This is a genomic window from Bacillus sp. JJ1127 (genome assembly GCF_036965845.1).
Lineage (GTDB): Bacteria > Bacillota > Bacilli > Bacillales > Bacillaceae_G > Bacillus_A.
In genome coordinates, this window is sequence record NZ_JBALQK010000211.1 from 1 (window position 1) to 26,709 (window position 26,709).

At 33.8% G+C, this 26,709-nt stretch carries 26 protein-coding genes, 5 pseudogenes and 1 riboswitch; of the genes and pseudogenes, 6 read left to right on the forward strand and 25 right to left on the reverse strand.

Annotated features, from left to right (window positions below):
* Nucleotides 1-88 precede the first annotated feature (88 nt).
* From V7183_RS19300 to V7183_RS19360, 13 genes and pseudogenes are all read right to left on the reverse strand, one after another.
* On the reverse strand, nt 89-244 hold the full coding sequence (locus V7183_RS19300; protein WP_097897559.1) for a DUF1540 domain-containing protein: 156 nt from the start codon (nt 242-244) through the stop codon (nt 89-91).
* An 88-nt stretch (nt 245-332) separates the two neighbouring features.
* Entirely contained in the window at nt 333-1,616 is a 1,284-nt protein-coding gene (locus V7183_RS19305; protein ID WP_335360505.1) for an MFS transporter, read from the reverse strand.
* 271 nt (nt 1,617-1,887) lie between these two features.
* Nucleotides 1,888-3,121, reverse strand: a pseudogene (locus tag V7183_RS19310) (cytochrome P450 family protein).
* 154 nt (nt 3,122-3,275) lie between these two features.
* Nucleotides 3,276-3,661: pseudogene (locus V7183_RS19315) on the reverse strand (hypothetical protein).
* A gap of 153 nt (nt 3,662-3,814) precedes the next feature.
* A complete protein-coding gene (locus tag V7183_RS19320) occupies nt 3,815-4,819 on the reverse strand; it encodes a DUF1835 domain-containing protein (RefSeq protein ID WP_335360506.1) in 1,005 nt (334 codons plus the stop codon).
* A gap of 64 nt (nt 4,820-4,883) precedes the next feature.
* Complete coding sequence (locus V7183_RS19325; RefSeq protein ID WP_335360507.1) at nt 4,884-5,300, reverse strand: DUF3995 domain-containing protein; 417 nt, start codon at nt 5,298-5,300, stop codon at nt 4,884-4,886.
* A gap of 56 nt (nt 5,301-5,356) precedes the next feature.
* Nucleotides 5,357-5,884: a DUF6933 domain-containing protein gene (locus V7183_RS19330; RefSeq protein ID WP_097897564.1), complete on the reverse strand. Its 528-nt coding sequence runs from the start codon at nt 5,882-5,884 to the stop codon at nt 5,357-5,359.
* 74 nt (nt 5,885-5,958) lie between these two features.
* Nucleotides 5,959-6,267 carry a hypothetical protein gene (locus V7183_RS19335; protein WP_335360508.1) on the reverse strand — a complete coding sequence of 103 codons (309 nt, stop codon included), beginning with the start codon at nt 6,265-6,267 and terminating at the stop codon, nt 5,959-5,961.
* An 80-nt stretch (nt 6,268-6,347) separates the two neighbouring features.
* Nucleotides 6,348-7,382 (reverse strand): annotated as a pseudogene (locus V7183_RS19340) (BREX system Lon protease-like protein BrxL); the annotation flags it as partial.
* A gap of 134 nt (nt 7,383-7,516) precedes the next feature.
* The gene (locus V7183_RS19345) at nt 7,517-8,284 is read right to left on the reverse strand and encodes a DUF3959 family protein (RefSeq protein WP_335360509.1); all 768 of its coding nucleotides are present in this window, start codon (nt 8,282-8,284) and stop codon (nt 7,517-7,519) included.
* Between the two features lie 311 nt (nt 8,285-8,595).
* The gene (gene tenA, locus V7183_RS19350; RefSeq protein ID WP_335360510.1) at nt 8,596-9,285 is read right to left on the reverse strand and encodes a thiaminase II; all 690 of its coding nucleotides are present in this window, start codon (nt 9,283-9,285) and stop codon (nt 8,596-8,598) included.
* A gap of 181 nt (nt 9,286-9,466) precedes the next feature.
* Nucleotides 9,467-9,572: riboswitch (TPP riboswitch) on the reverse strand.
* Nucleotides 9,573-9,644: 72 nt separating this feature from the next.
* Nucleotides 9,645-10,367: an MBL fold metallo-hydrolase gene (locus V7183_RS19355; RefSeq protein WP_335360511.1), complete on the reverse strand. Its 723-nt coding sequence runs from the start codon at nt 10,365-10,367 to the stop codon at nt 9,645-9,647.
* Nucleotides 10,368-10,540: 173 nt separating this feature from the next.
* Nucleotides 10,541-11,566, reverse strand: coding sequence for a homoserine dehydrogenase (locus V7183_RS19360; RefSeq protein WP_335360512.1), 1,026 nt, complete (start codon nt 11,564-11,566; stop codon nt 10,541-10,543).
* Nucleotides 11,567-11,829: 263 nt separating this feature from the next.
* Here V7183_RS19360 and V7183_RS19365 point away from each other — a divergent pair, with 263 nt between their 5' ends.
* The 3 genes from V7183_RS19365 (at nt 11,830) to V7183_RS19375 (ending at nt 14,197) form a co-directional block, all read left to right on the forward strand.
* Nucleotides 11,830-12,258 (forward strand): cell wall hydrolase, encoded by a 429-nt coding sequence (locus V7183_RS19365; protein WP_097897570.1) that lies wholly within the window; start codon nt 11,830-11,832, stop codon nt 12,256-12,258.
* Between the two features lie 679 nt (nt 12,259-12,937).
* Nucleotides 12,938-13,642 carry a class I SAM-dependent methyltransferase gene (locus tag V7183_RS19370; protein ID WP_097897571.1) on the forward strand — a complete coding sequence of 235 codons (705 nt, stop codon included), beginning with the start codon at nt 12,938-12,940 and terminating at the stop codon, nt 13,640-13,642.
* Between the two features lie 150 nt (nt 13,643-13,792).
* On the forward strand, nt 13,793-14,197 hold the full coding sequence (locus V7183_RS19375; RefSeq protein ID WP_335360513.1) for a hypothetical protein: 405 nt from the start codon (nt 13,793-13,795) through the stop codon (nt 14,195-14,197).
* Nucleotides 14,198-14,287: 90 nt separating this feature from the next.
* On the opposite strand, the pseudogene V7183_RS19380 reads toward V7183_RS19375, so the two are convergent.
* From V7183_RS19380 to sleB, 10 genes and pseudogenes are all read right to left on the reverse strand, one after another.
* Nucleotides 14,288-14,542: pseudogene (locus V7183_RS19380) on the reverse strand (DUF1697 domain-containing protein); the annotation flags it as partial.
* Nucleotides 14,543-14,819: 277 nt separating this feature from the next.
* Entirely contained in the window at nt 14,820-15,164 is a 345-nt protein-coding gene (locus V7183_RS19385) for a hypothetical protein (protein ID WP_335360514.1), read from the reverse strand.
* 22 nt (nt 15,165-15,186) lie between these two features.
* A complete protein-coding gene (locus V7183_RS19390) occupies nt 15,187-16,338 on the reverse strand; it encodes a ParM/StbA family protein (protein WP_141523243.1) in 1,152 nt (383 codons plus the stop codon).
* 466 nt (nt 16,339-16,804) lie between these two features.
* Nucleotides 16,805-17,347, reverse strand: coding sequence for a DUF1697 domain-containing protein (locus V7183_RS19395; protein WP_335360515.1), 543 nt, complete (start codon nt 17,345-17,347; stop codon nt 16,805-16,807).
* 110 nt (nt 17,348-17,457) lie between these two features.
* Nucleotides 17,458-18,519: an aromatic acid exporter family protein gene (locus V7183_RS19400; RefSeq protein ID WP_335360516.1), complete on the reverse strand. Its 1,062-nt coding sequence runs from the start codon at nt 18,517-18,519 to the stop codon at nt 17,458-17,460.
* 132 nt (nt 18,520-18,651) lie between these two features.
* The gene (locus tag V7183_RS19405) at nt 18,652-19,140 is read right to left on the reverse strand and encodes a GNAT family N-acetyltransferase (protein ID WP_097899719.1); all 489 of its coding nucleotides are present in this window, start codon (nt 19,138-19,140) and stop codon (nt 18,652-18,654) included.
* Between the two features lie 25 nt (nt 19,141-19,165).
* Nucleotides 19,166-19,522, reverse strand: coding sequence for a hypothetical protein (locus V7183_RS19410; protein WP_097899720.1), 357 nt, complete (start codon nt 19,520-19,522; stop codon nt 19,166-19,168).
* 118 nt (nt 19,523-19,640) lie between these two features.
* Complete coding sequence (locus V7183_RS19415; protein ID WP_335360517.1) at nt 19,641-20,237, reverse strand: YhcN/YlaJ family sporulation lipoprotein; 597 nt, start codon at nt 20,235-20,237, stop codon at nt 19,641-19,643.
* 26 nt (nt 20,238-20,263) lie between these two features.
* Complete coding sequence (gene ypeB / locus V7183_RS19420; RefSeq protein WP_097899722.1) at nt 20,264-21,604, reverse strand: germination protein YpeB; 1,341 nt, start codon at nt 21,602-21,604, stop codon at nt 20,264-20,266.
* A gap of 15 nt (nt 21,605-21,619) precedes the next feature.
* A complete protein-coding gene (gene sleB, locus V7183_RS19425) occupies nt 21,620-22,384 on the reverse strand; it encodes a spore cortex-lytic enzyme (protein ID WP_097899723.1) in 765 nt (254 codons plus the stop codon).
* Between the two features lie 145 nt (nt 22,385-22,529).
* On the opposite strand from sleB, the gene V7183_RS19430 reads away from it, so the two are divergent.
* Nucleotides 22,530-22,862: a DUF3889 domain-containing protein gene (locus tag V7183_RS19430; RefSeq protein ID WP_097899724.1), complete on the forward strand. Its 333-nt coding sequence runs from the start codon at nt 22,530-22,532 to the stop codon at nt 22,860-22,862.
* A 112-nt stretch (nt 22,863-22,974) separates the two neighbouring features.
* Here the strand turns inward: V7183_RS19430 and V7183_RS26010 are convergent.
* Nucleotides 22,975-23,046, reverse strand: a pseudogene (locus V7183_RS26010) (Pr6Pr family membrane protein); the annotation flags it as partial.
* Entirely contained in the window at nt 23,042-23,959 is a 918-nt protein-coding gene (locus V7183_RS19435; RefSeq protein WP_335360518.1) for a serine hydrolase domain-containing protein, read from the reverse strand. The gene V7183_RS19435 and the pseudogene V7183_RS26010, both read right to left, overlap by 5 nt.
* Before the next feature lie 557 nt (nt 23,960-24,516).
* On the opposite strand from V7183_RS19435, the gene V7183_RS19440 reads away from it, so the two are divergent.
* Together V7183_RS19440 and V7183_RS19445 are read left to right on the forward strand one after the other, a co-directional pair.
* Nucleotides 24,517-25,200: a GntR family transcriptional regulator gene (locus tag V7183_RS19440; protein WP_335360519.1), complete on the forward strand. Its 684-nt coding sequence runs from the start codon at nt 24,517-24,519 to the stop codon at nt 25,198-25,200.
* 21 nt (nt 25,201-25,221) lie between these two features.
* Nucleotides 25,222-25,854, forward strand: a complete 633-nt coding sequence (locus V7183_RS19445) for a sterol desaturase family protein (RefSeq protein WP_335360520.1) — start codon at nt 25,222-25,224, stop codon at nt 25,852-25,854.
* The last annotated feature ends 855 nt before the right edge of the window (nt 25,855-26,709 follow it).

Consider the following 26,709-nt stretch of genomic DNA (forward strand, 5'->3'; position numbering starts at 1 on the left):
CAAGTAAAAAAAGTGAATGAAAATGATATTTATTATCAATAATATAATTAATAAAAGGGCAACTGCCGTTCAGTTACCCTTTTTTCATTTAAGCTTCTGGTGCGAAAGTTTTACAATCTGTTTCTTCTGTTGTAGATGCGTGCTTTCCTTTATGACTTACTACATAAATTGCATCTGCATTACATTTATTTCCGTTATCCCAAAACTTACAATTGTTTACTTCACATAAAACATCTTGTGCCATAAGTATCACACCTCCTTATTTTTTTATCATTAACCATTTCTAGAGGCATGATACCATTTCATAATTTATTTTTCATTTCACATTTGAATCAAGATTCATGCTGGACCGCACTACCGTCAGTGTTTATTTTACTTTCAGTTGTTGCTACAGGTTTCAAATTATATATTGGTAAAATGACTAATAAACCAACTATAAATAGTAGTGCAGTGCCTTCATACATCGTACTGAGTGAAAACATTTCTTTTAGTGAACCTGCTATACTCATCGTTAATACCATTGAACCTGTAAATAATGGACTTAAAATCCCGTTAACACGTCCAATAAAGTCTGTATCAGAATTTTGAATAATAAGCGTATTAATTCCAATTTGAATACATGGAAAAGCTAAACCGCTAAAAAGTTGCGCCGCAAGCGTAATCCATAAATTTGTAGAAAAACCAATAATCCCAATACCCACAGCCTGCCCAAACATCCCTAGAATTAACATTTTTTGCGGAGCGACATTCTTCGCGAATATCATTGCTAAAGCCCCACCAATAATCATACCGGCACCATTTACGATCACTAACCATTGTAAGCTTTCTTTCGGTAAAGCGAGCTGTTCTGTTACAATAAAAATTCCTAATGGCTGAATAAGACCAATACCTAATCCTGCTGCCATAAAACAAATTCCAAGTAATGTTAATGCTTTCTTTGCTTTCACATACTTGATTCCATCTGCCATTTCTTTTAGTAAACTAACTTGTTTCTTCTCCCCTTGATCTTCAGTATCTTTTGGTAGAAATAGCAATACAATAGCTGCAAGTAAAAACGCAATCCCTGTCGCTACAATTGAGATATAAATCCCAAATCTCTGAAATACAAACGTACCTAGTATAGGTCCTAACACCATAAATATCGCGAAAATTGTTTGATATAAGGACATTGCTAATTGAATTTTTTCTGTTGATAAATGTTGCTTAAACAATTTCATCCCTGAAGGCTGTGAGAACTGTGAAAGAATGGCTGAAATTAACGTAACAAAGAATACAACTTTCCACGTACCAAACATAAGCGTAAAGAGTACTGCAAATACAGATAAAGAACTTAAAGCCTCGCACCAGATCATAGTCCTTTTTGGTTTCCACCTATCTGCAAAAGTTCCGCCAATAAAAGAAAAAATAAATATTGGTGCAAACTCAGCAACTGAAATCATCGAAATCGCAAACGCATCCCCATTTGTCATTTCCATTACATAAAGCAATACCGCAAAATTCCGAACCCATATCCCTACCTGCAAACATAATGCTGAAACAAGAATACCTTGCACAAAGCGATTTTTTAATACTTGTGACATACCGCTTTTTTGTTTTATTTCTTCATTTGTTGACATAAAAAAACCTCCTATTCTACATTCTGAACAAGAGGTAGCACAAATTATATGAAAAAGACTGTATATTCGCAGTGCGAAACACATCCCTTTTATACAAAAATGTACATACTAATCCTATTCAGAAGAAGATTTCGTTTTTTAACGAAGATTTCTTGAAAAATAGAATTAGTTGATCATTGGGATGTTTTCACCCTTCCGTTTCCATTTTAAATGCCACATACATACTCTATGTGAACGAAATATAATGTATGCATGTCTCAAAATATCTATTCTAGAAAGTTAACGGCAATTCCTCTAAGGAACGCATTAAATAATTGCCTTGCCATTTAATCTCTTCTCTCTCCTTTTATTTGTAATGCAGGCATGCGTTTTAACAACGTTGAAATTGCAATTTTTGCTTCTAAGCGAGCAAGTGGCGCTCCCAAACAAAAATGACTTCCATGTCCAAAGGCAATGTGCCGATTATTTTCCCTAGTAATATCAAATACTTCTGGATTCATAAAGATCTTTTCATCACGGTTTGCTGAAGCTAATGAAATGTTTACCATATCCCCTTTTTGAATCTCTTGACCTTGGATTGTAAGAGCTTCAGCTGTCCAGCGTGCAGTTGTAATTTCAACTGGAGAGTAATAGCGTAATCCTTCTTCAATCGCTGAGTCAATGAGTTCTGGTTTTTCTTTTAATAACTGTAATTGATCCGGGTTCTCTAATAATGCGAGTACTGTATTAGTAATTAGATTCACAGTGGTTTCATGCCCAGCTACAATGAGTAACATAATCATCGAATACAGCTCTGGTGCACTTAATTTACTTCCTTCACTTTCAGCCTGAATTAATCCACTAACTAAGTCTTCTTTTGGTTCTTTTCTTTTCACATCAACTAAATACTGTAGGTATGTAATAAATTCAGAGAGCTTTTCTTCGTTTTCTTTTATTTCTTCGGGTGTTTCAGGTGAAGCAATTACCGCATGAGACCATATTCTAAATTTCTCTTGGTCCTCTTTTGGAATACCAAGCATTTCGCTAATTACATTGATTGGTAATGGAAACGCATAGTCATTAACAAGATTCAGGGAATGCTTATGTTCTACATGGTCTAATAAAGTATCCGCAATATGCTGAATACGTCCACCTAATTGTGAAATCATTTTAGGAGTAAACGCTTTTTGGATAAGTGATCGCAAACGACTATGATCAGGCGGATCTGAATTAAGCATATGTTTCGTTAAATAATCACCGTTTTCAAGAGAAAGAAATGGCTTTAATCCTTCTTGAGAAAATACATTTTCCGGATTTTTCTTCAAGCGAGAATCTTTTAAAAGTGGCAATGCATCTTCATATCTTGTAATGAGCCACTCTGTCCATAGCTCACCCTTATATACGAACAAAATAGGTTGTAGTTCACGTGATTCCTTATAAATCTCATAAGCATCTTCTTTAAACTCCGCAGAAGCTAAATGAATACCATCTTCAATGTTTCGGCCAACCTTGTTTTTTAAAGACATTGCACTCCCTCACTTTCATTTTGTGTAGAAATCACTTCAACATATAAATTATAACTCACAAAAAGTATGAATATTATAATTTTTTGTCAAAACCTTACTTTGAAACTTGAAAAATATAAAAAAATCAAAGAGAAGATCTCCTCTTTGATTCTCTCTAAGCAAAGCACATAAAATTACTGATTTGTTGGTATCGATAACTGACTTTCCGGCGACGGCCAGCTTGCCACGTGTAACCTGATACCCCAAAAAACCATAAATCTCTTCCAAAAGGACCTGGTCGATGTAGACGCAAGTACCCCCATCTCCCTAAACAATTACACATCAATGATTTCATATTCCCTATTTGTGCAGGTGCAGCGAATGCTGACGGTAATGATGGTGCCTGTGATGGAGGTGGTGACGTCGGCCATCATCAGGTCTATACTCTTCATGATCAAGCTCTCTCAGTTCCATCGCTTCTTCATAATATCCTTGGTTTTGTGGATTATAATACATCATTTGATCATACCCTATACCTGGATAATTCGGTTGGTTATACATATGAAAAATCACCTTCTTTTTATTTGTCACTTTAAAACATTCATATGTAATACTTCACCCAGAGGAGGCTTATGCATCGCCCAAATTTGTCTTTCTGAATTCCATTTATATAGCAAATTCATTTTACTAACTATAAAAAATAAAGCTCTGCTGTTATCTATTTAACATAACACTGTAATAGCGCATTGCTTTTAATGATCCTTTCACCTCAAATGTCCCTTTCTTGATTAAAGCCTGTAAGCGATATTCTAGAAAAACATCTCCCACTACTTGCTCTATATGTCCAAGTGCTTCTCCAATTACCCGCGCTGCTTTATAGAAAGCTTTATCTGCTCCTATTCGTTTCGCGCACTCAACAATAAAATCATCAAAATAATCTTCTTGTACAGCATGCACTGCACTATCTTTCCAGATTCGTAATAACTCTGTACTAGTAGATAGAACTTCCCATTCTTTTTCGAGTGCTGTTCGAGTCTCTTCAGCTAAAAATGACTTTTCTCCATATTTCTTAAGAATAATTGCTAAATTCTTTGATGATAGTTCTCCCGTTCCACGTATGCCGTACTCTGTTTGTAATAGTTTTCTATGAGCCTCTGAAGTATTGATGATTCTAATATTTTTCTTATTCTTCAACTCGGCAAGCACAAAACAAAGTCCTACATGTTCATGAGCATTATCCGCTTTCCAAATTGTAATTGGTGTATCGTTTGAAATGGACTGTATTTCTTCTAATGAATGAATCAAACTCGGTAAGTATTCTTCTTCAAAATAAAAATCATATGAGTTTAAGTTGTTGGATAACCATTGCTGGCGAGCAACCTGACCTGACTTTAAACCCAATTGATGAATGGGACCGACAGAAAATGCGTCAGAGAATGAAATGACATAGTCTTGATTAAAACCTTCTTCTTTCAGTATGTGTTTTAAACAACCTGCTGGTGAATCACCGAATGCAATATGTACATGTTTACTATCTAAAATATTTAATTTCGGTTTTTGAGATTCAATCAATTGTTTTGGTATTTCCGCCAACATTTTGATCGTTTCTTCATCTTTATTTTTTTCTATTAATTCAAGTTGGAGTAGAATGAGGTGAAGTAAAGATCTCACTTCTTCCTCTGGCATGCTATCAATGACTTGACTTAACTTATCTTTCATGTATTTCCCTCTATTCATTTCTAAAATCATGTAGTTTATAGTGTGACATAGATTTAGATTGCTTTTATTTAATAATTGCCAGGAGAAATGAAACAGATAAAAAAGCACAAAGCGGGATAAATAACATCGTATCCATTTTGGCGAAATACGTATCTTTTTTTCTCTTAAAAATGCCGAAATAGTTAAACTCACCAATTACCCTTATCCCAAACACAAACATACAAATCCAAGAACCGATTTGAACGAAAACATATGGAATGGATAAAACAAGGATATTGGCCTGCAATAATAAAAGTACCGCTGCTATACTTAACAAAAGAGCAACCAATAACGTTCCTCCAGTACTGGGTGTAAAAGCCTTTTTACCAGATTCAGTTGGGATCACAGCATGTGTGCCCCATTTCCCTCCGAATGCCCAGTAGACGTGTAGTAAGCTAATGCAAAATAAGAGACATGCTGAGATGGTGATGATAATGAGCATTGTTAACACCTCCGTCAATTTATAATGCTTCTTAAGAACACTCTCCAAATAAAAATTTATTTATCTAGCAAAAATTGTTGATTAAGGGCATCTCTCATCATTTCAACTGGTTGTTTTGATAACTTCAGCATATATATATGATTAAGATTTTGATTCATCTCCGCTAAATCTATAAACTCCTGCTGCTTTTCTACTAACTCATAATAAAAATAATGATCTACAGCAAAAATGGACTCATTTATTTGTGAAAGAATACTACGATTATTCGTTGCTGCATATTGTACAATTGAATCATGATTTAAGTATTGTTCAATCATTTCTGGCTCAATGCCATCTAATAATAAACATGTTGTTAAATTCTTCTTAAATACAAGATCTAAGTTTTGCAAGTCTTTCTTTAATACCCCGTAAATAACAAAGTGGTACCTTGTAGCGTTATTCATAATCATTACACATTTTTTTCGTCCAATTTTAAAAAGATTTGCATGCCAACAATATAGTGGATTGAAATCGGCAGTATCTACTTTTTGAACTTTTATTTTCATTTCATCGGCTAATTTTTTTGTACATTGGATAAGTTGCATATTATTTTTCCTTTCTTTCTACGTTAACAATTCTATTTTCAGTCATATGTATTTCTTACACGAAAAATTATTCATTAAGAAAAATTCATCCATCTTCTATAATGTTCTTTTTTCATGTCTTGTTCGGTAAACATATTTAATTCTTTTTTAGCTTGAAAAATAAGAAACTCGTCATTCATTGAATTATGAAACATGGACCATATTTTTTGATTCTTCTTATGAAAATCATGAATAAGTTCTGTTAGTTTATAATACGGTAACTTTCCTTCTTTCCATTCTAAGAAATTTAGTGAAAGTTTTTCAAGTTCAGCTTCCGTTAATGTTTTATGATATAGATTCACAATTTCCAAATCTCTCTTGCGTTCTGCTTTTGATTTTTCCATCGTACTCGCTTTCCTCCTAAAACATAATAAGCAGTCACCTTTTATATACCTTGATGACTGCTTATTATGATTATATTCACTTATTCCACACCTAAAGCCTTAAACACAGCATCCTCAGCACTCTGATAAAATGCAATTTGAAACTTAGCAAATAATTCCGGTGGAACGGTTGGAATATCAACAGCGGCTGTCATTGGAAGAAGAATTTTCTTAGCGCCTGAATCAAAACAAACTTGTAGTACCTTTGCTAATTCTTCTATCTTATTCATCGTACCACTTATACTAATAGATCCTAACACAACCATTTGACTTTGCACAGGTTTATTTAAAGTACCAGAACATAATGCAATAAATGCTACAAGCGATAATTCGCTAGTTAAGCCAACACCATGAATATCTTGAATGTGCATGAAATAATCTTTCGTTGTTGTACTAATTGTGCCGCTAATGTTTTTATTATTTGCTTTAAAGAATCGAAAAGCAGTGTCAATGCTTTCTTTTGCATCGCGATCCGAATTTAATCCTGTTCTTTCAAATTTACCACTGCCGTTTACAACTTCTGTTTCTAACTTATAAGTACCAATCATCCCTGTTTTCCCACGAGCAACAGTATAAATATGTCCAGATTTGTTTATCCCCTCTGGAATTAACGTTCCTCCCCCTTGTTCCGAAACAGATACAAACTCTTCATTCATCGTTTCATTATCAATGTAAGAAAAATTAACATCATAATGTTCCATTCCGCCAATTTTCTTTAATTGTTCTTTTACTCGTCTTCGTCCTACTAATGCATAGAAGCATTTCTTCCACATCATCTTTTGTATAATCGCCGTTTGGATATAACAGTTTAATCAAACCAAAAACAGTTTTCCGCACTGTGATAACATCACGTTGATTCAAGTTGTTTCCCAATCTAAAGAATTGATCAAGTGCATCCGAGAAAGAACGTTTACGCATTTCTCTTAAAAATTCAGCTAAATGATGGAGTTTGGAGAAATCTCTTTATAAATATGAGATTTCCCCGTTCCTCTTGGTCCAAGTTCACACAAGTTATAATTATTTTCTACAAGCGGCTCCATACCTGTAGAACGAATTAAAACATCAATCCATTCTTCTCAATTATTTCCTTATAAAATCTCTCAATAATTAAAATATCCATATCTTAATTATTATACAGCAAAAAACCCGCAACACCCCATCCATTACATGAAGGGTATTGCGGGTTCAGATATTTATATAAGCATTTTCTTTATGCGTTATAACGATTTCTTCTGCGTTCCATTCTTGTTTGGCCTTGTGTTGTTTCTGTTTTCTGATGTTGGTACTCTGTAGGCACCGTATGATACGTTGGAGCTCTTTCTTCACGATTTGGTTCATACGTACGTATTTCTTTTGATTTAGCAGATTTCCCGCCGAATTTTAACATCTTAACTTTTAATCTCGGCAAACTCGGAATACGAATCTTAAATGTAGGCTTAATTCGTTTCTTTTTTTGTTTGAATAGATTTGTTGTTCCTTGTTTTTCATTACTATTGTTACGATTTAGTGCGTATGCAAGCAATCCACCAAGTATAAAGCCTACTACTAGTATAAGTAGATACAATCGTTCTGTAGTCAGTAAGTTCATAATACGCCCAAGAACTGCTAATGATTGGATTTGTTTTATATCCCATAGTAAAGCTCCCCATAATGCAAGTAAACCTAAAGTAATTGCATATGTACGGAATCGGAACACGAATGGAATCAAAGCAATACATGCTGCAATTTTTGCATTTGCTAGTAACGAGCTAGTTGTTACGTATTGATTCCAAATTGCCATAAGGAGTGTGATAAATGCCGCATAAGCTAACCAACTACATATTCGTGAATGCATTCGTTTTGCATAGTAACTTCCGAAACTAGTGAAAAATAATAATCCCCCGATAAACAATGACAATTCTAAAGGGATTTGCTTCATAAAACCCGCAATTGGAAACAAGCAGCTGAGCAGCATTAACAGTACATCAAGTTTCTTCATAATTTCTCATCCCTTTCAATTTTTTAGCTTCTATATCGTAAAGCAAATGTTGTTGTTTTTCTAGCATTCCTCACTTCTAAATAATCACAATACAAAGGCATGTTTCATAGCTTAATACTACTATTCCTAAAAGACATCTTAATCCTGCTTACATCAAAAGTAAACAAAAAAACAAAACTATAATTGACAATAGATAACTACATTTGTATACAGAAATGACAAATCCCGCTATTTATGGATTAGCGGGATTTTCAAATTATCTTAAAGAATGATACCTCTTTTTATTCATATCTGATTATAACTATTCCGACTTATAGAGTTACATCTTCTGCTTTTTCATTCACTGGCCACTTTTCTAATGTATAAGCCATTTCCCAAAACGAGTATTCATATTGACTACTAATAACAAAGTGTTGTTTCATACGCTTACGATCGGCTTCTGTTACTGTCGCAGCAATCCTATCTAATCGTGCGATTTGTTCTTCCACTAAAGTACGGAACCAATCCGATCCATATGCTGCAATCCATTCTCGATAAATCGGTTCTTCAGGCTTACATTCTTTCAAGCGTTCACCAATTTCATAATAAAGCCAATAACATGGTAAAATTGCTGCAATAATGTCTCCTAAATGCCCTTCATAAGCAGCACGATACATGTGTGATGTGTACGCATAAGCAGTTGGCGCTGGAACAAAAGAAGCCTTTTCTTCTTCAGTGATTCCTAATTTTTTTGCAAAATTCTCATGCAGTGATAATTCAGCTTGATATGTATTTTGTGCATGATGCGCCATACGAGCTGTTGTTTCTAATTCAATAGCTTTTGCCGCTCCTAACGTTTGTACTCTAGCAAAATGACTTAAATAATATGAATCTTGTAATACATAATAGCGGAAACTAGATAAATCTAACGTTCCTTCCCCTAATTTTTTTACAAATGGATGCTGGAAACTTGCTTCCCAAATTGGATGAACTTCTTTACGTAATAGCTGTGAAAATGACATTTAAATCCCTCCGATGAATATGTATAAAATTTCTTATTAGTCAATTACTAACGATTCAACTACTTAGTCCAAATCTAAATGAAATTTCTCTTAATATAGGTACTCAGTATAGAAATGATCAATATAAAAACCACTTTCTTTAGACAAGTAAAAAAAGTGGTTTGGACATTATAAATATCATTTTCTGTCACTTCCACTTCCCTACGCTGGTATGAGCCAGATCAGGTCCCAAGGGTCTCAAAAGTACTCTTTGATCTCAGCCTATATAGGCACCCCTAGCGGATAGATAATAACTATGTAGTTTTGATATTCATCATAGCACAATTCAGAAAACAGTCAAATATATGAGTATAGAAGTATCAGTTATTTAGTCCTACTAATTTTTCAATCTGTTCCTTCACATTCAAATCACAAACACCGCCGTGATAACAAATCACTCTCTCAATATCAAATTCTAAAAATCTTCTAAGCGATTCTGTAGCTGTTTTCATATCTGGTGTTGTTCGCGGAACAGGCCCGTTTAAATTTCCACCAACATATACCATAGCGTCACCTGTGATTAATGTTTTATGCTTTTCACTATATAAACTAATATGTCCCGGCGTATGCCCTGGTGTATGAATGACTTCAATGCCTCCAACAAAGGGCAATCTTTGTCCATCTTTTAATATTTGATTTACTTTTGCTTTAGGAGGATTTTTATATAGGAATTGCATAACTTCTGGAAGTGCTTCCCACTGATCTTTACTCATTTTACTTGGATCTGTTTTCATTAAATGCAATTGCCCTTCAATATATGGCTTATCTAGTTCATGTGCATACACTTCAATAGATTGATCTGCTTTCTGTTGTATTTCAGGAAGACTTCCAATATGGTCTATATCTTGATGAGTTAAAATAATTGCTTTTAACTGTTCAAAGGGAACACCAACATCATTCATTGCATCATGAATTTGCTTTAATTGTCCTGGCATACCAGTATCGACTAATATAGCTGCTTTTTCATCCCAAAGTAATGTTGGATTTAATTCAAATCCTTGGATTTTCAATTCTAAAACTGACAGTCCATTTTCTATTTTCATGTTACATTTCCTCCTCGATACATAGATTAGTGAAGTTATTGCTCTTACTAAAATGTATCACGCTAGAGGAAAATACGTCAATTAACAAATAATTAATCATAACACAAAAATAATTATTTGTCAATATTTTTCGTTGTGATTCTCATTTTATTAAAAACTGATCTTCTTTTTTATCACATATCTTTTCGATACAAATTAATCAAATCTTTCAACGCCGCAGCAGCTGCCCCTCTTGGATTTGATGCACCTCCAATGGAAGTAACTTTACCCATCGTATCTGTATGGAAGGTGACTCCTTTTTCTGTTCCATTGACATTAGCAAGCGGATGACCTTGATTCAATTCGCATGGACCTACTTTTAATTTAACAATTCCAGAACTATCTTTATATGCTGTAGCTATTAATTTTAGAGATTTGTTCTTTTCCTTTGCTTTTTGGATATCTTGCTTTGTAATATGTTCTATTCCTTTTACAAATATATCATCCAGTGAATATTCTGTTTGTAACAAGCTATTTGCCAATAATAATAGTTTACAAGCGCTGTCCATACCATTTATGTCTAATGTAGGATTCGTTTCAGCAATTCCTTGTTCCTTTGCTTCTTGCAATGCTTGTTGAAAAATTATATTTTTTTCATCCATTTTTGTAAGGATATAATTCGTTGTCCCATTCAGTATGCCTTCTATCTTTTCAATTTGGCATCCTGCTAGGCTAAATTGTCCAATATCTAATGTAGGTAATGCTGCGGCAGTCGCACCGCTATAACGAATACGCACATTTTTCGACTTTGCTTTTTCTTTTATTTCTTTCCAATTTGTAACAAGTGCACCCTTCGAAATGCATACAACATCCATTTCATGTTGGATTGCTTTTTGGATGTAATACTTTGCAGGTTCGCCATTTTGTAAGTTAGTAGGCGTTGCCTCAATTAGTACATTACCATTCCATATCATTTCCGCTTTTGCCTTCGGATCATATACTGCATAATTTCCTAACGCATTCGTGCCTATTCCAAAAGTAAGAAGTTGTTCTAGGTGTAAACCGTTACCATCATAAATAGATACATCCCGCCCAACAATCCCTACTATTAAAAATTCGATATGATACCTTTCTTTTAAAGTAAATGATTTCTCATACACTAAACGTACAAGTTCTTTACTCACCGCTCCATACCCTGTTAAAACGACTTTTATTTCCATGTTATTCCCCTCAATTCTCTTGGTGTGAACCTATTAATTCCCCATATCTCCATCATAGTATTCTATTTGTGGTATTGCATTAGCTAATTTTTAAAATAAATAGTTTTATAAAACAATCGAATGAAATAGATCTAATGAAAATAGAAATGCTAATACTTTTTATTTATTGTTCTCCTTTTCTTTAAAAATAAACTTGTAAAAGCACTAAGTTTATTTTCCTTACATAAACTTTACTATAATACTTCCAGAAAGGTGGTACACGTATGCCTCTTATTCCCTACACTGAAAGTGATGTTGATTTGTTAGCACGTTTAATTCGTGCGGAGGCTGAAGGTGAAGGACCACAAGGCGAACAACTTGTCGGTTGCGTTGTAGTAAACCGTGTATACTGTGATTGCTTAGATTTCAAACAAATACGTACTGTACATGATGCAGTGTATCAAAGCCCAGGTGGATTTGAAGCAGTGCAGTATGGATATTTTTACCAACGTGCTCGTGAGTCAGAAAAAGACATAGCAAGACGCGTCTTACAAGGTGAATGGCGCTGGCCGGCAAGATGGTCCCTTTGGTATTTCCGTCCGACAGGCAGTTGTCCACCAGAGTGGTATAATCAGCCATTTGCAGGACAATTTAAAAGACATTGTTTTTATGAACCAACTGGTGATGAATGTCCGAAAATGTATACGAGATGAAAATTTACGATCTATAATCTATCAGTTACAATCTTAAAAACACAAGGATTTGTATTCGCAAGTCCTTGTGTTTTTAGTTATGTTATTAACAAATTTATTTAACTTGTATTTGAAGTGCTACGTTACTTACTTTCAGAAATCTGATCATGACACTAATTTTTCAATACCTATTACATAAATAAGCAAATGAGGACCGTCCGATTTATTAATAGTAAATCTATACCGACATACACCCCCTCTTTTTAGATGGGAGAGAGGATCTGGCCATTCATAGAAGCGGTCAAGCCCTTTTTCTGCCACATGCGAAGTAAAAAACAGAAAGAACAAACGAGCGGAGGTTACTTTTTATTCTACATAGCAAGAATTTAGATGTCGAAAAATTAAAATAGATTTATATAATACTAAGGGGTACTTTTTGATTCCACCGTTGATGCCTAACTTTTCTGAATCGAAAGGTTTATTACAATTTTTATCGAATTGTATATAAGTCCATTTGATAGAAAGAAAAAATCGCTAGAACAATTAGAATGCAGTATCAGTGTCTAAATTAAGGAAATGTCTTCACTAAAATGAATAAACATCATTTTTCCAAAAATTTGTACACTGAATAAAAACAAGAGTCAAAGACTGTGTCTAACTTATTAGTTTATTTAATCATAGGAAACTGTAGGTGAACAAAATGAATCGAATTGAGCACATTAGACAAGAAGAAAAAAAATATCACGATCTTTGTTATGACCAATACAAATTATTCGAAGCTGGCTCTTGGCTTCATCAACCTGTAAAAACAGTAATGGAGATGATGAATTATTTTGAAGGTCAAGATCAAATAAAAGTACTTGATCTTGGTTCTGGCGTAGGAAGAAATAGTATTCCAATCGCTCAAAAGATAATCGATGGTGGCGGTAAAGTTACATGTGTCGATTTACTGGATTCCGCATTAACAAAATTAAAAACAAACAGCAAGGAATATCATGTCTTTGATGCAATCGAAACAATCAAAGTAGAAATTGAAAATTATGATATTCAACCTGAAAGCTATGATTACATTATTGCAGTATCCAGCTTAGAACATGTTCACTCAAAAGAGGCCTTTGAAAAAGTACTCTTATCCATAAAAAATGGAACTAAACATAACGGCATCAATTGTCTGATTGTGAATTCTAATATTCAAGAAATTGATATAGAAACAAACGAAGAACTAGATGCATTAATAGAAGTAAATCTTCCTACTGAAATAATGATGAATATACTTAAAGATATTTATAAAGGATGGCGAGAAATACACATAGAAGTAAAAAATTTATCATATAACATCATCCGGAATGAAAAATCCATTCAATTAAAAACAAATGCGATCACTTTTGTTGTTCAAAGATTATAACCTGTAAAATAATAAAGTGGTAATTATACTTACATCCACACTACGTATAATTACCGCTTTTATTCGTGTAAAATACATTTGACACCCTATATTTCCATGTTTATACTATTGCATGCAAAGACTTTTCTACACTTAAGGAGGGGTGAAAAAATGAATCGAAAGAAAATTGTTCTCATAATTACCTTACTACCGTTAATCGGGCTGCTTATGCACGGAACCTATAAATACATAACCGAAGGAGAAATCTTGGGTGGGACAATTTTTGGAGTGTCTTTACTCCTCAGTTACTTCCTAAACCATATTACATGGGGAGATCCAAACGGCATATCCGAAGAAAGTCAAGATGAAATGGGACAGCAAATTACATATAAAAGTTTCAAGGTTGGCTATTTTGTTTTAATCGGCATTATGTTTGTTTTACTAATTTGGACAGAAGAATTTTCTATGCTTCATTCACTTAATAACATTCATAATTTCCCTTTATTTATTACGTTTTGCTCTTCATTCCTTGTTATTCCATTTGTAGAATTCATTGTTTCTAGAAGATACCAATAAGAATACTATTCATGCAAAAAAGCCTTGTTTCTCTCTTTATTTTAGAGAAAAACAAGGCTTCATTTGTAAGGAGTTTAATAGTTCTTTTGTTTACGATAGGATTTCTTCTGCCATTGCGCTCAGTTTGTTTACGGTTCTCCAGTTACGCAATGTTGCTAGGGTACGAAATTTTTGAAATTGATTTGTTAGTTTAGAATTTCGAATACTCCTCTTGAAAAACAAATATACTTCTTTCCCTTCAATATGATAGTCCTCTACTTCATTTTTAAAACGAAGTAGTTGCTCAACTTCTTCGTCAGAAAGATCTTCAGCCAAAAAAGCGACGTGTAGACTTTCACCTTCTAACTTTCCTTATGTATGCTGACCCTCACTTAATTTGTGCGCTTCTCTACTTTTTTGTTCATTACACTGAACAATATGACTAACGATTGGTTTTATTTTATCAGCTTGAATAAGACGACTCAATTCCTACAGTTGTTTTCTACTTGGCTGTAACCACAATTTAATCTTCTTTGCTAATGAGGTGAATTTCATTCTATACAAATAGATTGAACAACTATACTTAAAATGCCACCGCTAGCTTCATATGTATAGCGGTGGCATTAAGTATATTTTTACATGTTTAAAAAAAAGGACAGTCTATTTGATCAATATATTCCCAAGGCTCCTTTTCCATACATCTCGCAAGTTCTTGTTTTTCCATCATTACTTTTTTACAAGGACTGACTTCAAATTTTAACGTAGATGCATGTTCAACATATAAAGAAAAAACATGGCTGTTCGGTAAAGTTTTCGATACATCAACATCTCCGACCTGTTTAAACAATTGCTGTACACCGTAAAAAAAGAAGCTTGTTACATTCGATTGTTTATTCAACCAAGCAATCATTTCTGGAGGTACCGAGTGATTTATATATATTTTTACTCTATCACCACGTTTATATCGTTTATATCGTTTACGCCGCATGCTTACACCAACTAACTTAATGTTAAATTCGTAATTCTTTTTGTTTATGTTCCCTATACCTTGGAGAACAAGTGTATACTAATAATCCACGTGCATTTGTGAACAGTGGGTTTTCTACAAAAGTTACATTTTTCAACCTTCCTTTTTGTTTTAAAATCGATTGCAAGCTATTTTTAATGATGACTGCTCCCCCACCATAAATAAATACGTATGGATCATCTTTCATATCGTCAATCTTATTGATGATATCTGTCGCAACCCGTGCCGCTAAACTTAGAAGTGCCTGTTGTGACTCTTCTACTAATAAAGGATTTCTAGGATGATTCTCATTTAAATAAATTTGATTAAACTCTGTAATACTATCTATCGCTTTTGTCGGATACTTTCTGTTCCATCTTGTAATGATTTGCAATAAAGTTTCTTTGACTCCATAGGCCAACCCTTTACTCAATTGCGGCCTGAAATTCACTCCATATGAAACAACCTCCTCAGTTGTACCCGCACCTATATCAAAAGATAATAATGTTTTGTCAACGAAATCTATCTCAGAAATTATATCGTTTTCTTTTTCAACTTTGTGCTTTAAAACATTTCCTTCCTCATCATACACAATCCCCCAAGTACCAGATGCTCCTTCAGGTAGGCACTTACAAAATTCAACCGAGACGTTTATTGTGACATCTCTTCCATTTGGATAATGAAAAACAATCTTATGAGTTCCCATATAACGTTGCGCATTTTCTGCTGCTATTTCTTGTGTAATAATCTGCATTGGAAGAGCAACTGATAAATCATAACGAATATTGATACGATTCGAATTCGGATTATGACGCATAGCACTAATTGCTAAACCTGATAAAATTGTAAGAATCATCAATTCATCTGTTGACTTATTAGATTTCTTTTCCATTTCTGTCCCTTTTAATTGATCTTGAATAACTTTTTGCCCAACAATGTAACGTACGTTGTTTAGCATTAAAGATGGAGAACTAATGGTTACATCAATGTGATTTTCTAATTCAGATATTGGTATATCCACTTCATCCAATAAACCTGTTGATTCTCCAACGTATAGCGAATAAATACTTGGAATATAAATTGGCTTTTGTCCTTTCACCATTAATTTCAGACCATTATTTCCAGCGTCTGCACCCGCTTTTAGAAGTATAGACATAGATACCCCCTAATTTAATCTGACATCCCTACCCAATATATGCAGACTCAAACTTTTACATTCAATCCAGATAAAATCTTTTTTATTAATGTGCTTCATTTTACAGTGAGCAATACCCTTATAACCGAAGGAATAATTCTAGGGGAACCATATTTGGGGTCTCTTTCATCCTCGGTTATTTTCTAAACCAAATTAGTTTCAAAATAGGTTATTTTATTCTAATTGGTATTATGTTTATTTTATTAATTTTTACAGAAGGATTTTCTGTTTTCTATTCCCTTCATAACATTCATAACTTCTCTTTATTTATTGCGTTTTGCTCTTCATTTCTTGTCATTCTATTTGTAGAATTCATTGTTTCTAAAAGATATCAATAAGAATACTATGTATGCAAAAAGCCTTGTTTCTCTCTTTATTTTAGAGAAAAACAAGACTTCACTTGTAAGGAGTTTAATAATCCTTTTGTTTACGATAGGATTTCTTCTGCCATTGCGCTCAGTTTGTTTACGGTTCTCCAGTTCCGCAACGTTGCTGGGGTACTAATTTTTTGAAACTGGTTTGTTAGTTTAGAATTTCGAATACTCTTCTTGAAAAACAAATATACTTCTTTACCTTCAATATAACAATCCTCTACTTCATTTTTAAAACGAAATAGTTGCTTAACTTCTTCGGCAGAAAGCTCTTCAGCCAAAAAAGCGACGTGTAGACTTTCACCTTCTAACAATGCATTCGTCTCATATGGACAGTTTTTGATAACTTGTTTCATATCTTGACTCGTTCTTAACATAACAGGAACCGCAAAACCAAAAACTTCTTCAATTTCATGTTCAATTCGTTGACGCAAAAGGTCTACTCCTTCTTCAGATTCAAAAACTACATTCCCACTTTGAATATATGTTCGAACCTTATGTAAGTCTAACTTTTCAAAAACCTTTTTCAGTTCCGCCATTTTAATTAATTTATGTCCACCTACATTTATTCCCCTTAATAGTGCAATATAAATAGTCATTATGTTATCCCTCATTTTTATTAAATCTAATTACCAAACCTATTATATACATATCTATTCTTCTTCAACATAGACTCTTGTCCCTTTAAAATACCAGAGCATTATACGAATTACATCGTTATATTCGTTGTTTCTTTTTCATATTTCTCACGTACTCGTTCTAATTCTTCCAACATATCATGAATAGATAGCACCTCAAACAAAATAATCGATTCGCTAGAAAAATGATGATGATAGTTATGTGGTTTATGCTCTGCTAAATCGCTCTTATGACCCCAAAATTGCTGATCTAATTCATCTATAAGTTGATAATGCCTATAATCGATTTCAGAACAATGATTACGCAATATACTAATCATTGACACAATGGCGCTATGCAATGTTTCTTTTTCTTTTTGTGACCATTTACATTCCACTATAGGTGCATGTGTTAGATTATCAAGATGATAAATAATTTGCTGAAGTATATGGAGTTGTTTTTGAACAGATAGAAAACTATGCATTTCATTTTTCGTATGGCGATGGTATTTCCAATCCTTCTGTTCATATTGAACAAATTGAACGGCCCTATGTAAAAGTAAAGTTAATTTTGAAATGCTATGAGCTATTTCCTTTTTTATCTGTTCTCCTTGCATAACTTGGTTTAACCATTCTTCCATAATATTTGCTGTTTTCAAAAACAATTCATTTTTACAACCTATAATTGTTTTCCCGTAATGGGGAGGTAAAATAAAGAAATTTACTAAGGTAGAAACGATAATTCCTGTTGAAGTCGTCGCTAATCGAACTAAAAAAGCTGCAAAATAGTGATTAACTGTAATTGGAATCATAGCTACAGCTGTCAAAGTGGCAACTAATGTACCTGCATATAATTTTAGCTTCTGACACGTTACAATCGTAAACATAGCTGCTAATGCATAAGAAAGTGCTTGATGACCAAATAAAAATGTAAAAGTCATCGCATAAGCTGATCCAATTGTTGAAGCTGGGAAACGAATTAATCCTTTTTTAATCGAGTCTGTTGCGGTCGGCTCAATTGTTACAATTGCTGTAATAACAGCAAAAATTGTTGGGATTTTAAAAAAGTCACAAACTAGCACTGTAAGAAAAACTGCAATCCCAGTTTTTATCACCCGGCCCCCAATAAAGTTCCATTTTCTTACTTGATTCATTCATTAATTCCTTCATTTCTGTCTCATTTTTCTATCTATAAAAAGTAATATTCCACTCTATATCGTAACAAATGAAAAAGCTTACCGCATGAAATTTTTTCAGAAGTAAGCTTTTTATTACATTATTTACTTTTACACCGGTAAATATAAAACGAGTTGTCTTCCAATTGGTCCCATTCTTCTTTGACCTCTATCCTCAAATCCTACTTTTAAATATAATTTTTGTGCTGGAATATTCCGTTCATTTACAGCAAGTACAATTTCGTTTTTCGTCGGAAAATAGTACGATACAAAAGCCTTTAATAATTCTAATGCCTTTTTTGCATAACCTTTTCCTTGCTTTTCGTAGTTGATTGAAAAAGAAACTAAGAGTAATGCATCATGATTATTCGTATACTCTCCGATTCTTTCACCAGTTTGAAGTGCAAAAATACCAACAGGTACTTCATTATCTAAAATAACAACTACATTTCTAGTTGGATCTTTCTTTGCCTTTTCAAGCAACTCACTTGGTTTCGACGTGAACTGAACTTGTTCACTAGGTAAAGTAAATGTTTCTATTATTTCTTTATATTGTTCCTTATAAGGAACAATTTTAATTTCCCCTGTATGTAAACTCATTTCTATCTCCCCATTCTTCCTAATACTAAATTAAACCCTGCTGTAATTTAGACCGAACCTTTCCATCCAAAAAAGTAATCTCAGCAAATGATTTAGGAGCACTTCCTTTCCAGGCGAAGGTTTGTTTGTGATTTGCTGAGTCTTTATCTCCTTCGTCTATGAGTAAATCTCCTTCAATTCCTATTAATTCTTTTACTTCGTTGTAGGTCATTCCTTCATTTATTTGTGAGAAAAGACTTCCATCAATTGTTTCATTTTTCTTTTTTTCTGTCACAGTTGAAGAAGTTACAGTGTGTTTCTTTTCTTGTTTCTTCTGATCACACGCTGTCATACTTAAAAATAAACAAAAACTACATAATATGAATGCGCTTTTATTTTTCATAATTCAAGTTGTCCCTCCCATTATTATTAAACCATATATTTCCTAATCAATAAATTGAATATTATATATTTAACAAACACATAAAAAAATCCCGCACTTTTATAGTACGGGATTTGAATTATCTTTTCAGGTTATTGTTTGATTGATCTTCTTGTTCTTTTCTTAACTCATTTTTCTCATCTTTTGGTAACTGTTTATCACTTTGTTTAATCGGATTTGGTTCTCTGTTTTCTATTATATCATTCGGTACTTGTGGCATAACACGGCCAACGATTGCCGCAAGTTCATCAAGAATTCCCTCGCCTGCTTTGCCATGTTTAATTTGATTGCCCATTTGCTTTAATCGTTCATACGTGTCAACGTCTGCAACCACAACCGCATTTGCACCATTTGGATCATGTTTTAAACTTTCAGCAACAGAATATTTTATTGACTCTACGCGAGAGCGATCTAATTTCGCTTTTACATCAATACCTACCACTGCATATTTTCCAATAACTACTGCTGTTGCGTTGTTTACACCTGGTATACTAGACGCTAATGAAGCTAAATGATCTGCCACTTTTTCGTTCGGTTTTGTTGTACCCTGTGTATAGCTAACATTTCTCATGGATACATTTTTTTGTTCTGGTTTTTCGTGAGCATTCTCTTTTTTACTTACACTACACCCCGTAATAGCAAAACAAATCATCAGCATATATATAAGGATTTTCATCATTCTCACCACTTTTTCATTGATGTTTAATCATAAATCTTTTCGACGGACTGCATCTTTTTGACTTTTTCTTCAGTACCATCATTTGCATTAATAAAGATTTGGTAAGTATCTTTTCCCAATGTTCCAATAAATTCATAGCATAATACTTCTTTATGATTATCATTTACAACAATCGCTTTACGTTCTTCCATCACTTTCACATCTGGATTGATTTTCTTCCTTGCATCAGCTGCGGTTAATTTTGCAGTTGGGATGGTTCGTTTTTGATGTGATGCTAAATACTCTTTTGCGGAAAAGCCAACAATTGATCCATCATCTAAAGCAATCTTCATTTGAATTGCTTCTGGATAAATACGCACATTATTTTCATTTACAACGTACGTAAATACACCAATGTTGTCATATTGGGAACTATCGTATAGTTCCATATTCTTAAACTTATGGTCTTTTAAAAAAGCTAGTCCTTTACTTCCAGCATCATTTAGACTAATTTTTTGTTCCTTAATTTCACGGTTATTCATCACCCAAATTGGATACCCGCCTTTTCCCGTAATATCCATATAGGATTCACTTTTTGTGGCTGGATCTTGAATCTTTACACTATAAAAGGCTTCTTTCGCGCCTTTTCCACTTTTCTCAACCTCTATTTTTTCATTTCCTTTTAAATTCAAAAATGATTTTGCGATTTCCGCTGCTTCATCTTTTGAAATGGCCTTACCTTCTGCCTGAAATCCGCCTTTTGTACTTTTTTGCATACTCGTAAATGTCGGTCCAAAATCTTTTGAAGCGTATGATGTTACGTTCTTTTCAACTGTTTTAAGTCCATCAATAATTGTGTTATCTGCTGGAGTCTTGTCTGATGCAAGAGCTAGTTCTACATCCATCCAGCGCAAATTATTTTTCAAAGCAAGATGCTGTACTTTTCGAAGTTCGTCTTGAATATTTTCTGCATTTGAATATAAAGTTTGTAGTGTTTTATATTCTTGATCGTTTAATGGTTCCTTCTCTAAATCACGAATTGCGGTGCGATAACTAAAATCTCCAATATTCGCCAGAAATTCTTCCGTTTTATTAAATGGCATTAATGTTAAAGGTAATTGCCCTACATTAGACCGAGCTTCTGATGTTAAACGCCATACATCTGCTAGTGCAGGTGATAAAGATGTCCGTGAATTCATCGCAAGTGTTGTTCCGATTTTATCGTGTAATAAATCAACCTCATATGCTAAGTCATGAAATGCACGCTGATAGCTGTTTTCTGCTCGAATGAGGACTGCGTTTTTCTCTTGATGCTCTTTATACCCCCAATATCCCGTTCCAACTACACCGATTGTTAACAATACAATTACAATACCTCGTAACATGTTTCCACCTCCGCTCTATTTACAGAAAATATGTTTACCAATTTTTTTGATTTGTGGACGACTCCAAATCCATTTACTCGTTGCAGTATCCGGATTGAAATAATAAATTGCATTTCCTGTCGGATCCCAGCCATTTATCGCATCTAATACAGCTTTTTTCGCCGTTTCGTTTGGTGTTAAATATATTTGTCCATCCGCTACCGCAGTGAAAGCACGCGGTTCAAAAATTACACCTGAAACAGTATTAGGGAACGACGCACTTGTGACACGATTCAAAATAACCGCCGCTACCGCAACTTGTCCTATATATGGTTCACCACGGGATTCACCATAAACAGCATTCGCCATCAACTGGATATCATTTTGAGAATAACCATTTGGAACATTCGTTGCTGTGTTTTGTACTGGCTTATTACCACTATCTCCCTTATTACTTGTATTTCCTTTATTCGCAGTCGACTTCTCGTATTTCGTTGCTTTTACAAGCATCTGCTTTGTTTTAGCTCCAGCTAAACCATCAACAGGTAATCCGAATTTTTGTTGAAAGTTTCGCAGTGCCCAATATGTACCCCATCCAAAAACCCCATCTACTTTACCTGTATAAAACCCGTTGTATTTCAGACGGGACTGCAATTCAATGACATCTTCTCCAGATGCGCCTCGTTGAATAACTTGATTAGAAAATGCTTGTACATTTTTGGTTTGTCCACTACTCACTATGACTGATACACCAATGAACACAAGTAAAATGAGTATTTTTAGAATACCTATTTGACGCATTTGTTTCCCTCCTTAATGACAGTAATGAATTCATGGTTATGTTTTGTAAATAGAGCGCTTTTATGTAAAGAAGACAAAAAAATCCAAACTTATATGTTTTAATCCATATACAAATAATAAGGAAAAATATGAAAAGGAGTTTATCATGAAGCGTTTTTTCACATGTTTTGTATTAAGTGTGGTGTTTTTGACGACATACTGTAATACATATATTGATTCATCAATTGTTCATGCACAGCCACCATATGCCAAATGGGGAAAACTTGCAGTAGAAAAGACAAAAGAAAAATATCCAAAAGCTCAAATTATCGATTACCTTCATATTGGTAGAAAGCCCAAAACGGTCAATATTACTGTCGAGAAGTTTAAACTGTGGTTACGTGAAAATGAAAAAGAATACGGGGTTTTTGTGGATGTAGAATTTGAGACGAAGACAGAGAAGTTTTTGAAGATTATATTCCAAAAAACAAGTAGATGAAATATAGAAAACCCGCTGGTTTATTTTAAAACAGCGGGTTTAAACGTTAATTCCTATCCATTCTTTAAATAGTCCATCTATATAAATTGGTATTCTTTAGTTAAACACATTCACTATATAAAAAGACTCTCCCATAACAACCTATTCTCGGGTCTAGGAATGGGTATGGATACCAATTTTTATACAGGATTAAAAGTCTCTTGCAAATGCTCTATAAATAATTTTAATGGCACCAACCCACGCTTCGGCATTTTACTGCTTATTACAGCTACAAGTTCTAGCCTAGGAATGACAATAATGTATTGCCCGCCATATCCCATAGCAAAATACATACAATACGGTATGTGAAATCTTTCATGATCTAATACCCACCATTGATATCCATATGCCCCAACATGCTCATACGTTTGAAAACGAGCTACACTTGACTCTTCAATCCATCTTGGCGATACAATCTTATCTCCATCCCAAAATCCATTTCGTAAACATAATATCCCTAACTTTAATAAATCCTCGCTCTTCATTTTCATACCAAACCCACCAATATAAATTCCTTGCGGGTCTTGTTGCCATTCATACTCAGTAATTTGTAATGAGTCAAATAAATACTTCTTTGCAAATTGCTCAGTCGTCATTCCTGTTGCTACTTGCAAAATATAACTTAAAAGATGCGAGGAACCTGAATTATAATTCATTTTTGTGCCCATCTGTTCTATTAATGGTCTCTGTAAGATGTACTTTACCCAATCATCTGATTCTACAAAATCATTCGGAAATACAACTCCATTTCCGAACTCTTTCCAATCCTCACCAGTTGTCATTGTTAACAAATGATAAAGAGTCAGTTCTTTCTTTTCTTTAGGTACATTGGGAATCCATTTTGCTATAGGTGTATGTATATCATTTATATAACCTTTGTCTATAGCAATACCGATTAACATCGATACGATACTTTTAGTGATGGAATTAATTTTATATAAATTGTTTGCACATTCTGCTATTTTATAATACTTTGTCGTTAATTCACCTCGCTGATACACAAGGAATGCATTCACTTTCTTTTTTATAAACGTATTTTCTAGCTTGTCAAAATCCAATTTATATTCCTCCAAATGCATACTGTTCTTTTCTATTTTTACTATTCTACTCAAATATTTCTATTCCTAATATACTTTCTAAAAAAGCATCCAATTTTGCATAAGATACGTGTTCATGTTGGTTTGGAATAAAGTTTGATTAGAAAGTAGTTGAAAATGTTGATTTCATCAAAAAAACCCCCTCACTATTTTAAACAAAGATTGATTAAAATAAAGGTTGATCATCTATTTTGAACAGATATTCTAACATTCATTCTTATAAATTATGAAGTTGCTAAAACTAACAATTTTCATAAGGTTGAATAAAAACCTCATTTACTTTATGATACGGTTCTCCGTTGCATATCTAAATGAGTTTTTTTCTCTTTTATAAATATCCTAACAACGCATTTAAGCAATCATTTTCCATCCTACTAACTAGTTTACGGGCTTGTTCGATAATTCTATTTATAAAAATTCGCTCCTTTTTATTGACAGAAAATTCAAACTCATTATATAATTTTTGGTATTACCACTGTCTTTAACATGTATTACCATAAAATAAAGGGGACGATGGCTTGAAAGAAAAGGAACGCTCCTCAGATAAAATTGAGAATGAATTAATTAGATCCATATTGGCTGGTGTTTATTCTGTAGGAAGTACTTTACCGCCAGAAAGAGAGCTTGCGAAAGAATTTGGTGTTGGTCGCCCAACTATTCGGGAGGCGCTTCAACGTTTAGGAAGGAGTGGATGGATAACAGGGAGAAAAGGAATGCCAGCGATTATTAATGATTATTGGAGCAATGGGAATCTAACAACACTTATTAATATTGTTGAGAATCATCATACCATTACAGATGAATTTATTATGTACTTATTAGAATTTAGAAGTTCGTTGACTCCGACTTATATTCGTGATGCTGTTACGTTTAATCAACCTAAAGTGGTTGCTCTCCTTGCCAATCTTGAGCAGCTTGAAGATAGTGCAGAAAGCTATGCAGCATTTGATTGGGATTTGCAAAAAAGGTGTGCTGGGCTTGCTGCCAATCCGATCTTTCTACTCATTTTAAATAGCTTCGATTCCATTTATGTAGATATGGCGAAAAGATATTTTTCTGTAAAAGATCATCGTGGGTTGTCCTTCAACTATTACCACGACTTATTAAAAGCTGCATTAAAGGGAGATGCAATTGAAGCGGAAAGATTGTGTAAGACAACAATGGAGAAAAGCTTGGCTCTCTGGAAAGATAGAAAAAAATAAAGAAAGCTGGAGGCGTGATAAATGAAACTAAAATATTTTAAAGAATATTTTTCCTACCCTGATATATTGATCATGAGCTGTCTTTTCCTCATTAGCTTTGGATTTATGATTCTACATTTAATCTCTATCGGGATTTGGGGTGCTTTTATTTTGGGAATGATTATGTATTCCTTAGCTGAGTACGCTACTCACAGGTTTATTTTTCATCTAAAGCCACCAAAGAATGCATTTTTATTAAAAATGCTTAAGCGCCTACATTATGACCACCATACAAGTCCGAATGAATTACATTTATTATTTTTACCTTTATGGTATAGCGTGCCAAACATTACAATTGCAGGAGCAATTTTTTATTTTCTTTCATCCAGCTTTGTCATGACAAACGCATTTATTGCAGGTATTATGCTCTTTTTATTATTTTATGAGTGGAAGCATTATATCGCGCATCGCCCCCTTCAACCAATATCACCATGGGGGCGCTGGATGAAAAAGGTTCATTTATGGCACCACTTCAAAAATGAAAATTACTGGTATGGTGTTACGAACCCAGCCTATGATTTTCTCATGGGTACCTTTAAAGACCAAAAGGATGTTGCCCAAAGTAAAACTGCTAAAAATCTAGAAAAACGTGGTGACCAGAAAATAGAATTATAAAAAATAATCCATTGTGATCATCCTGGAAATGTCGAATGAAAAGTGAACTAAACGCTCCAATTGGGGCGTTTAGTTTTTTGGTTTGAGTATTGGCAATAAAAAGAATCTTCAATGGAAGATCTTTAAGTGGCTTAAAGTGTATAAATTTTCCCAAGGTGTTAGTAACTCCATTCGAAATATCCCTTAATTCGAGTACCACTTCTGCTATCGGCAAAAATAACATCCCATGTTCCTGGATTTAAGTTTGTAAAACTAGCATAGTCTGCTGGCTTCGTTGCAGTACACAAACCAATCTCCCTTGCACATCTATATATATACAAGTGATATGCTTGCTGGAGATCCCGTAGAAACATAAAATGCTGATCGAGTGTCAATGAAAATATTACTTTGGTCCGGAAGATACAAAGACTTACCTGGTTTCCCATCAAATTTAGGTTTTTAGCAGCAAGAATATCCCGTATCTGCTCTGATGTCCAGCTTCTAGTAGGGGGCTCATTGTTTAATAAGCGTTGTTGCTCTTGATACCAAAATTTCTTAGCATACATCTATGACCATACATTCACTCACAAGAGATATATGTCTTATAATCTATCAAAGTTTAAAAAGTTTAAAATGAATTAATGGAATATCATTCAATAATTTTTATTTACCATTTTTCTATCTAACCACAGTTTTGAAAAAAGAATTGGATTTTTAACCAATTCCTCTGGACTTTGTCTTAATGGGGTAAAATTCCAATCCACACCATCTTTAACACCAATTTTTTATCAATCTTTATTTTAATTAATCTAACTTTGTTATAAATGATCAATCTATTTTATAAAACCACAGTTCACTCATATATCCTCCCTTTAG

Excerpts from the sequence above, each read along its gene's own strand:
- V7183_RS19305 (WP_335360505.1), bottom strand. The coding sequence starts at position 1,616 with ATGTCAACAAATGAAGAAATAAAACAAAAAAGCGGTATGTCACAAGTA.
- V7183_RS19360 (WP_335360512.1), bottom strand. The coding sequence starts at position 11,566 with ATGGAAATAAAAGTCGTTTTAACAGGGTATGGAGCGGTGAGTAAAGAA.
- V7183_RS19345 (WP_335360509.1), bottom strand. The coding sequence starts at position 8,284 with ATGAAGAAACTTGATGTACTGTTAATGCTGCTCAGCTGCTTGTTTCCA.
- V7183_RS19355 (WP_335360511.1), bottom strand. The coding sequence starts at position 10,367 with ATGAAAATAGAAAATGGACTGTCAGTTTTAGAATTGAAAATCCAAGGA.
- V7183_RS19330 (WP_097897564.1), bottom strand. The coding sequence starts at position 5,884 with ATGCAACTTATCCAATGTACAAAAAAATTAGCCGATGAAATGAAAATA.
- tenA (WP_335360510.1), bottom strand. The coding sequence starts at position 9,285 with ATGTCATTTTCACAGCTATTACGTAAAGAAGTTCATCCAATTTGGGAA.
- V7183_RS19405 (WP_097899719.1), bottom strand. The coding sequence starts at position 19,140 with ATGAGTTTACATACAGGGGAAATTAAAATTGTTCCTTATAAGGAACAA.
- V7183_RS19430 (WP_097899724.1), top strand. The coding sequence starts at position 22,530 with ATGAAGCGTTTTTTCACATGTTTTGTATTAAGTGTGGTGTTTTTGACG.
- ypeB (WP_097899722.1), bottom strand. The coding sequence starts at position 21,604 with ATGTTACGAGGTATTGTAATTGTATTGTTAACAATCGGTGTAGTTGGA.
- V7183_RS19375 (WP_335360513.1), top strand. The coding sequence starts at position 13,793 with ATGAATCGAAAGAAAATTGTTCTCATAATTACCTTACTACCGTTAATC.
- V7183_RS19325 (WP_335360507.1), bottom strand. The coding sequence starts at position 5,300 with ATGCTCATTATCATCACCATCTCAGCATGTCTCTTATTTTGCATTAGC.
- V7183_RS19395 (WP_335360515.1), bottom strand. The coding sequence starts at position 17,347 with ATGACTATTTATATTGCACTATTAAGGGGAATAAATGTAGGTGGACAT.
- V7183_RS19335 (WP_335360508.1), bottom strand. The coding sequence starts at position 6,267 with ATGGAAAAATCAAAAGCAGAACGCAAGAGAGATTTGGAAATTGTGAAT.
- V7183_RS19415 (WP_335360517.1), bottom strand. The coding sequence starts at position 20,237 with ATGAAAATCCTTATATATATGCTGATGATTTGTTTTGCTATTACGGGG.
- V7183_RS19320 (WP_335360506.1), bottom strand. The coding sequence starts at position 4,819 with ATGAAAGATAAGTTAAGTCAAGTCATTGATAGCATGCCAGAGGAAGAA.
- V7183_RS19370 (WP_097897571.1), top strand. The coding sequence starts at position 12,938 with ATGAATCGAATTGAGCACATTAGACAAGAAGAAAAAAAATATCACGAT.
- V7183_RS19410 (WP_097899720.1), bottom strand. The coding sequence starts at position 19,522 with ATGAAAAATAAAAGCGCATTCATATTATGTAGTTTTTGTTTATTTTTA.
- V7183_RS19300 (WP_097897559.1), bottom strand. The coding sequence starts at position 244 with ATGGCACAAGATGTTTTATGTGAAGTAAACAATTGTAAGTTTTGGGAT.
- V7183_RS19400 (WP_335360516.1), bottom strand. The coding sequence starts at position 18,519 with ATGAATCAAGTAAGAAAATGGAACTTTATTGGGGGCCGGGTGATAAAA.
- V7183_RS19445 (WP_335360520.1), top strand. The coding sequence starts at position 25,222 with ATGAAACTAAAATATTTTAAAGAATATTTTTCCTACCCTGATATATTG.
- V7183_RS19365 (WP_097897570.1), top strand. The coding sequence starts at position 11,830 with ATGCCTCTTATTCCCTACACTGAAAGTGATGTTGATTTGTTAGCACGT.
- V7183_RS19385 (WP_335360514.1), bottom strand. The coding sequence starts at position 15,164 with ATGCGGCGTAAACGATATAAACGATATAAACGTGGTGATAGAGTAAAA.
- sleB (WP_097899723.1), bottom strand. The coding sequence starts at position 22,384 with ATGCGTCAAATAGGTATTCTAAAAATACTCATTTTACTTGTGTTCATT.
- V7183_RS19390 (WP_141523243.1), bottom strand. The coding sequence starts at position 16,338 with ATGTCTATACTTCTAAAAGCGGGTGCAGACGCTGGAAATAATGGTCTG.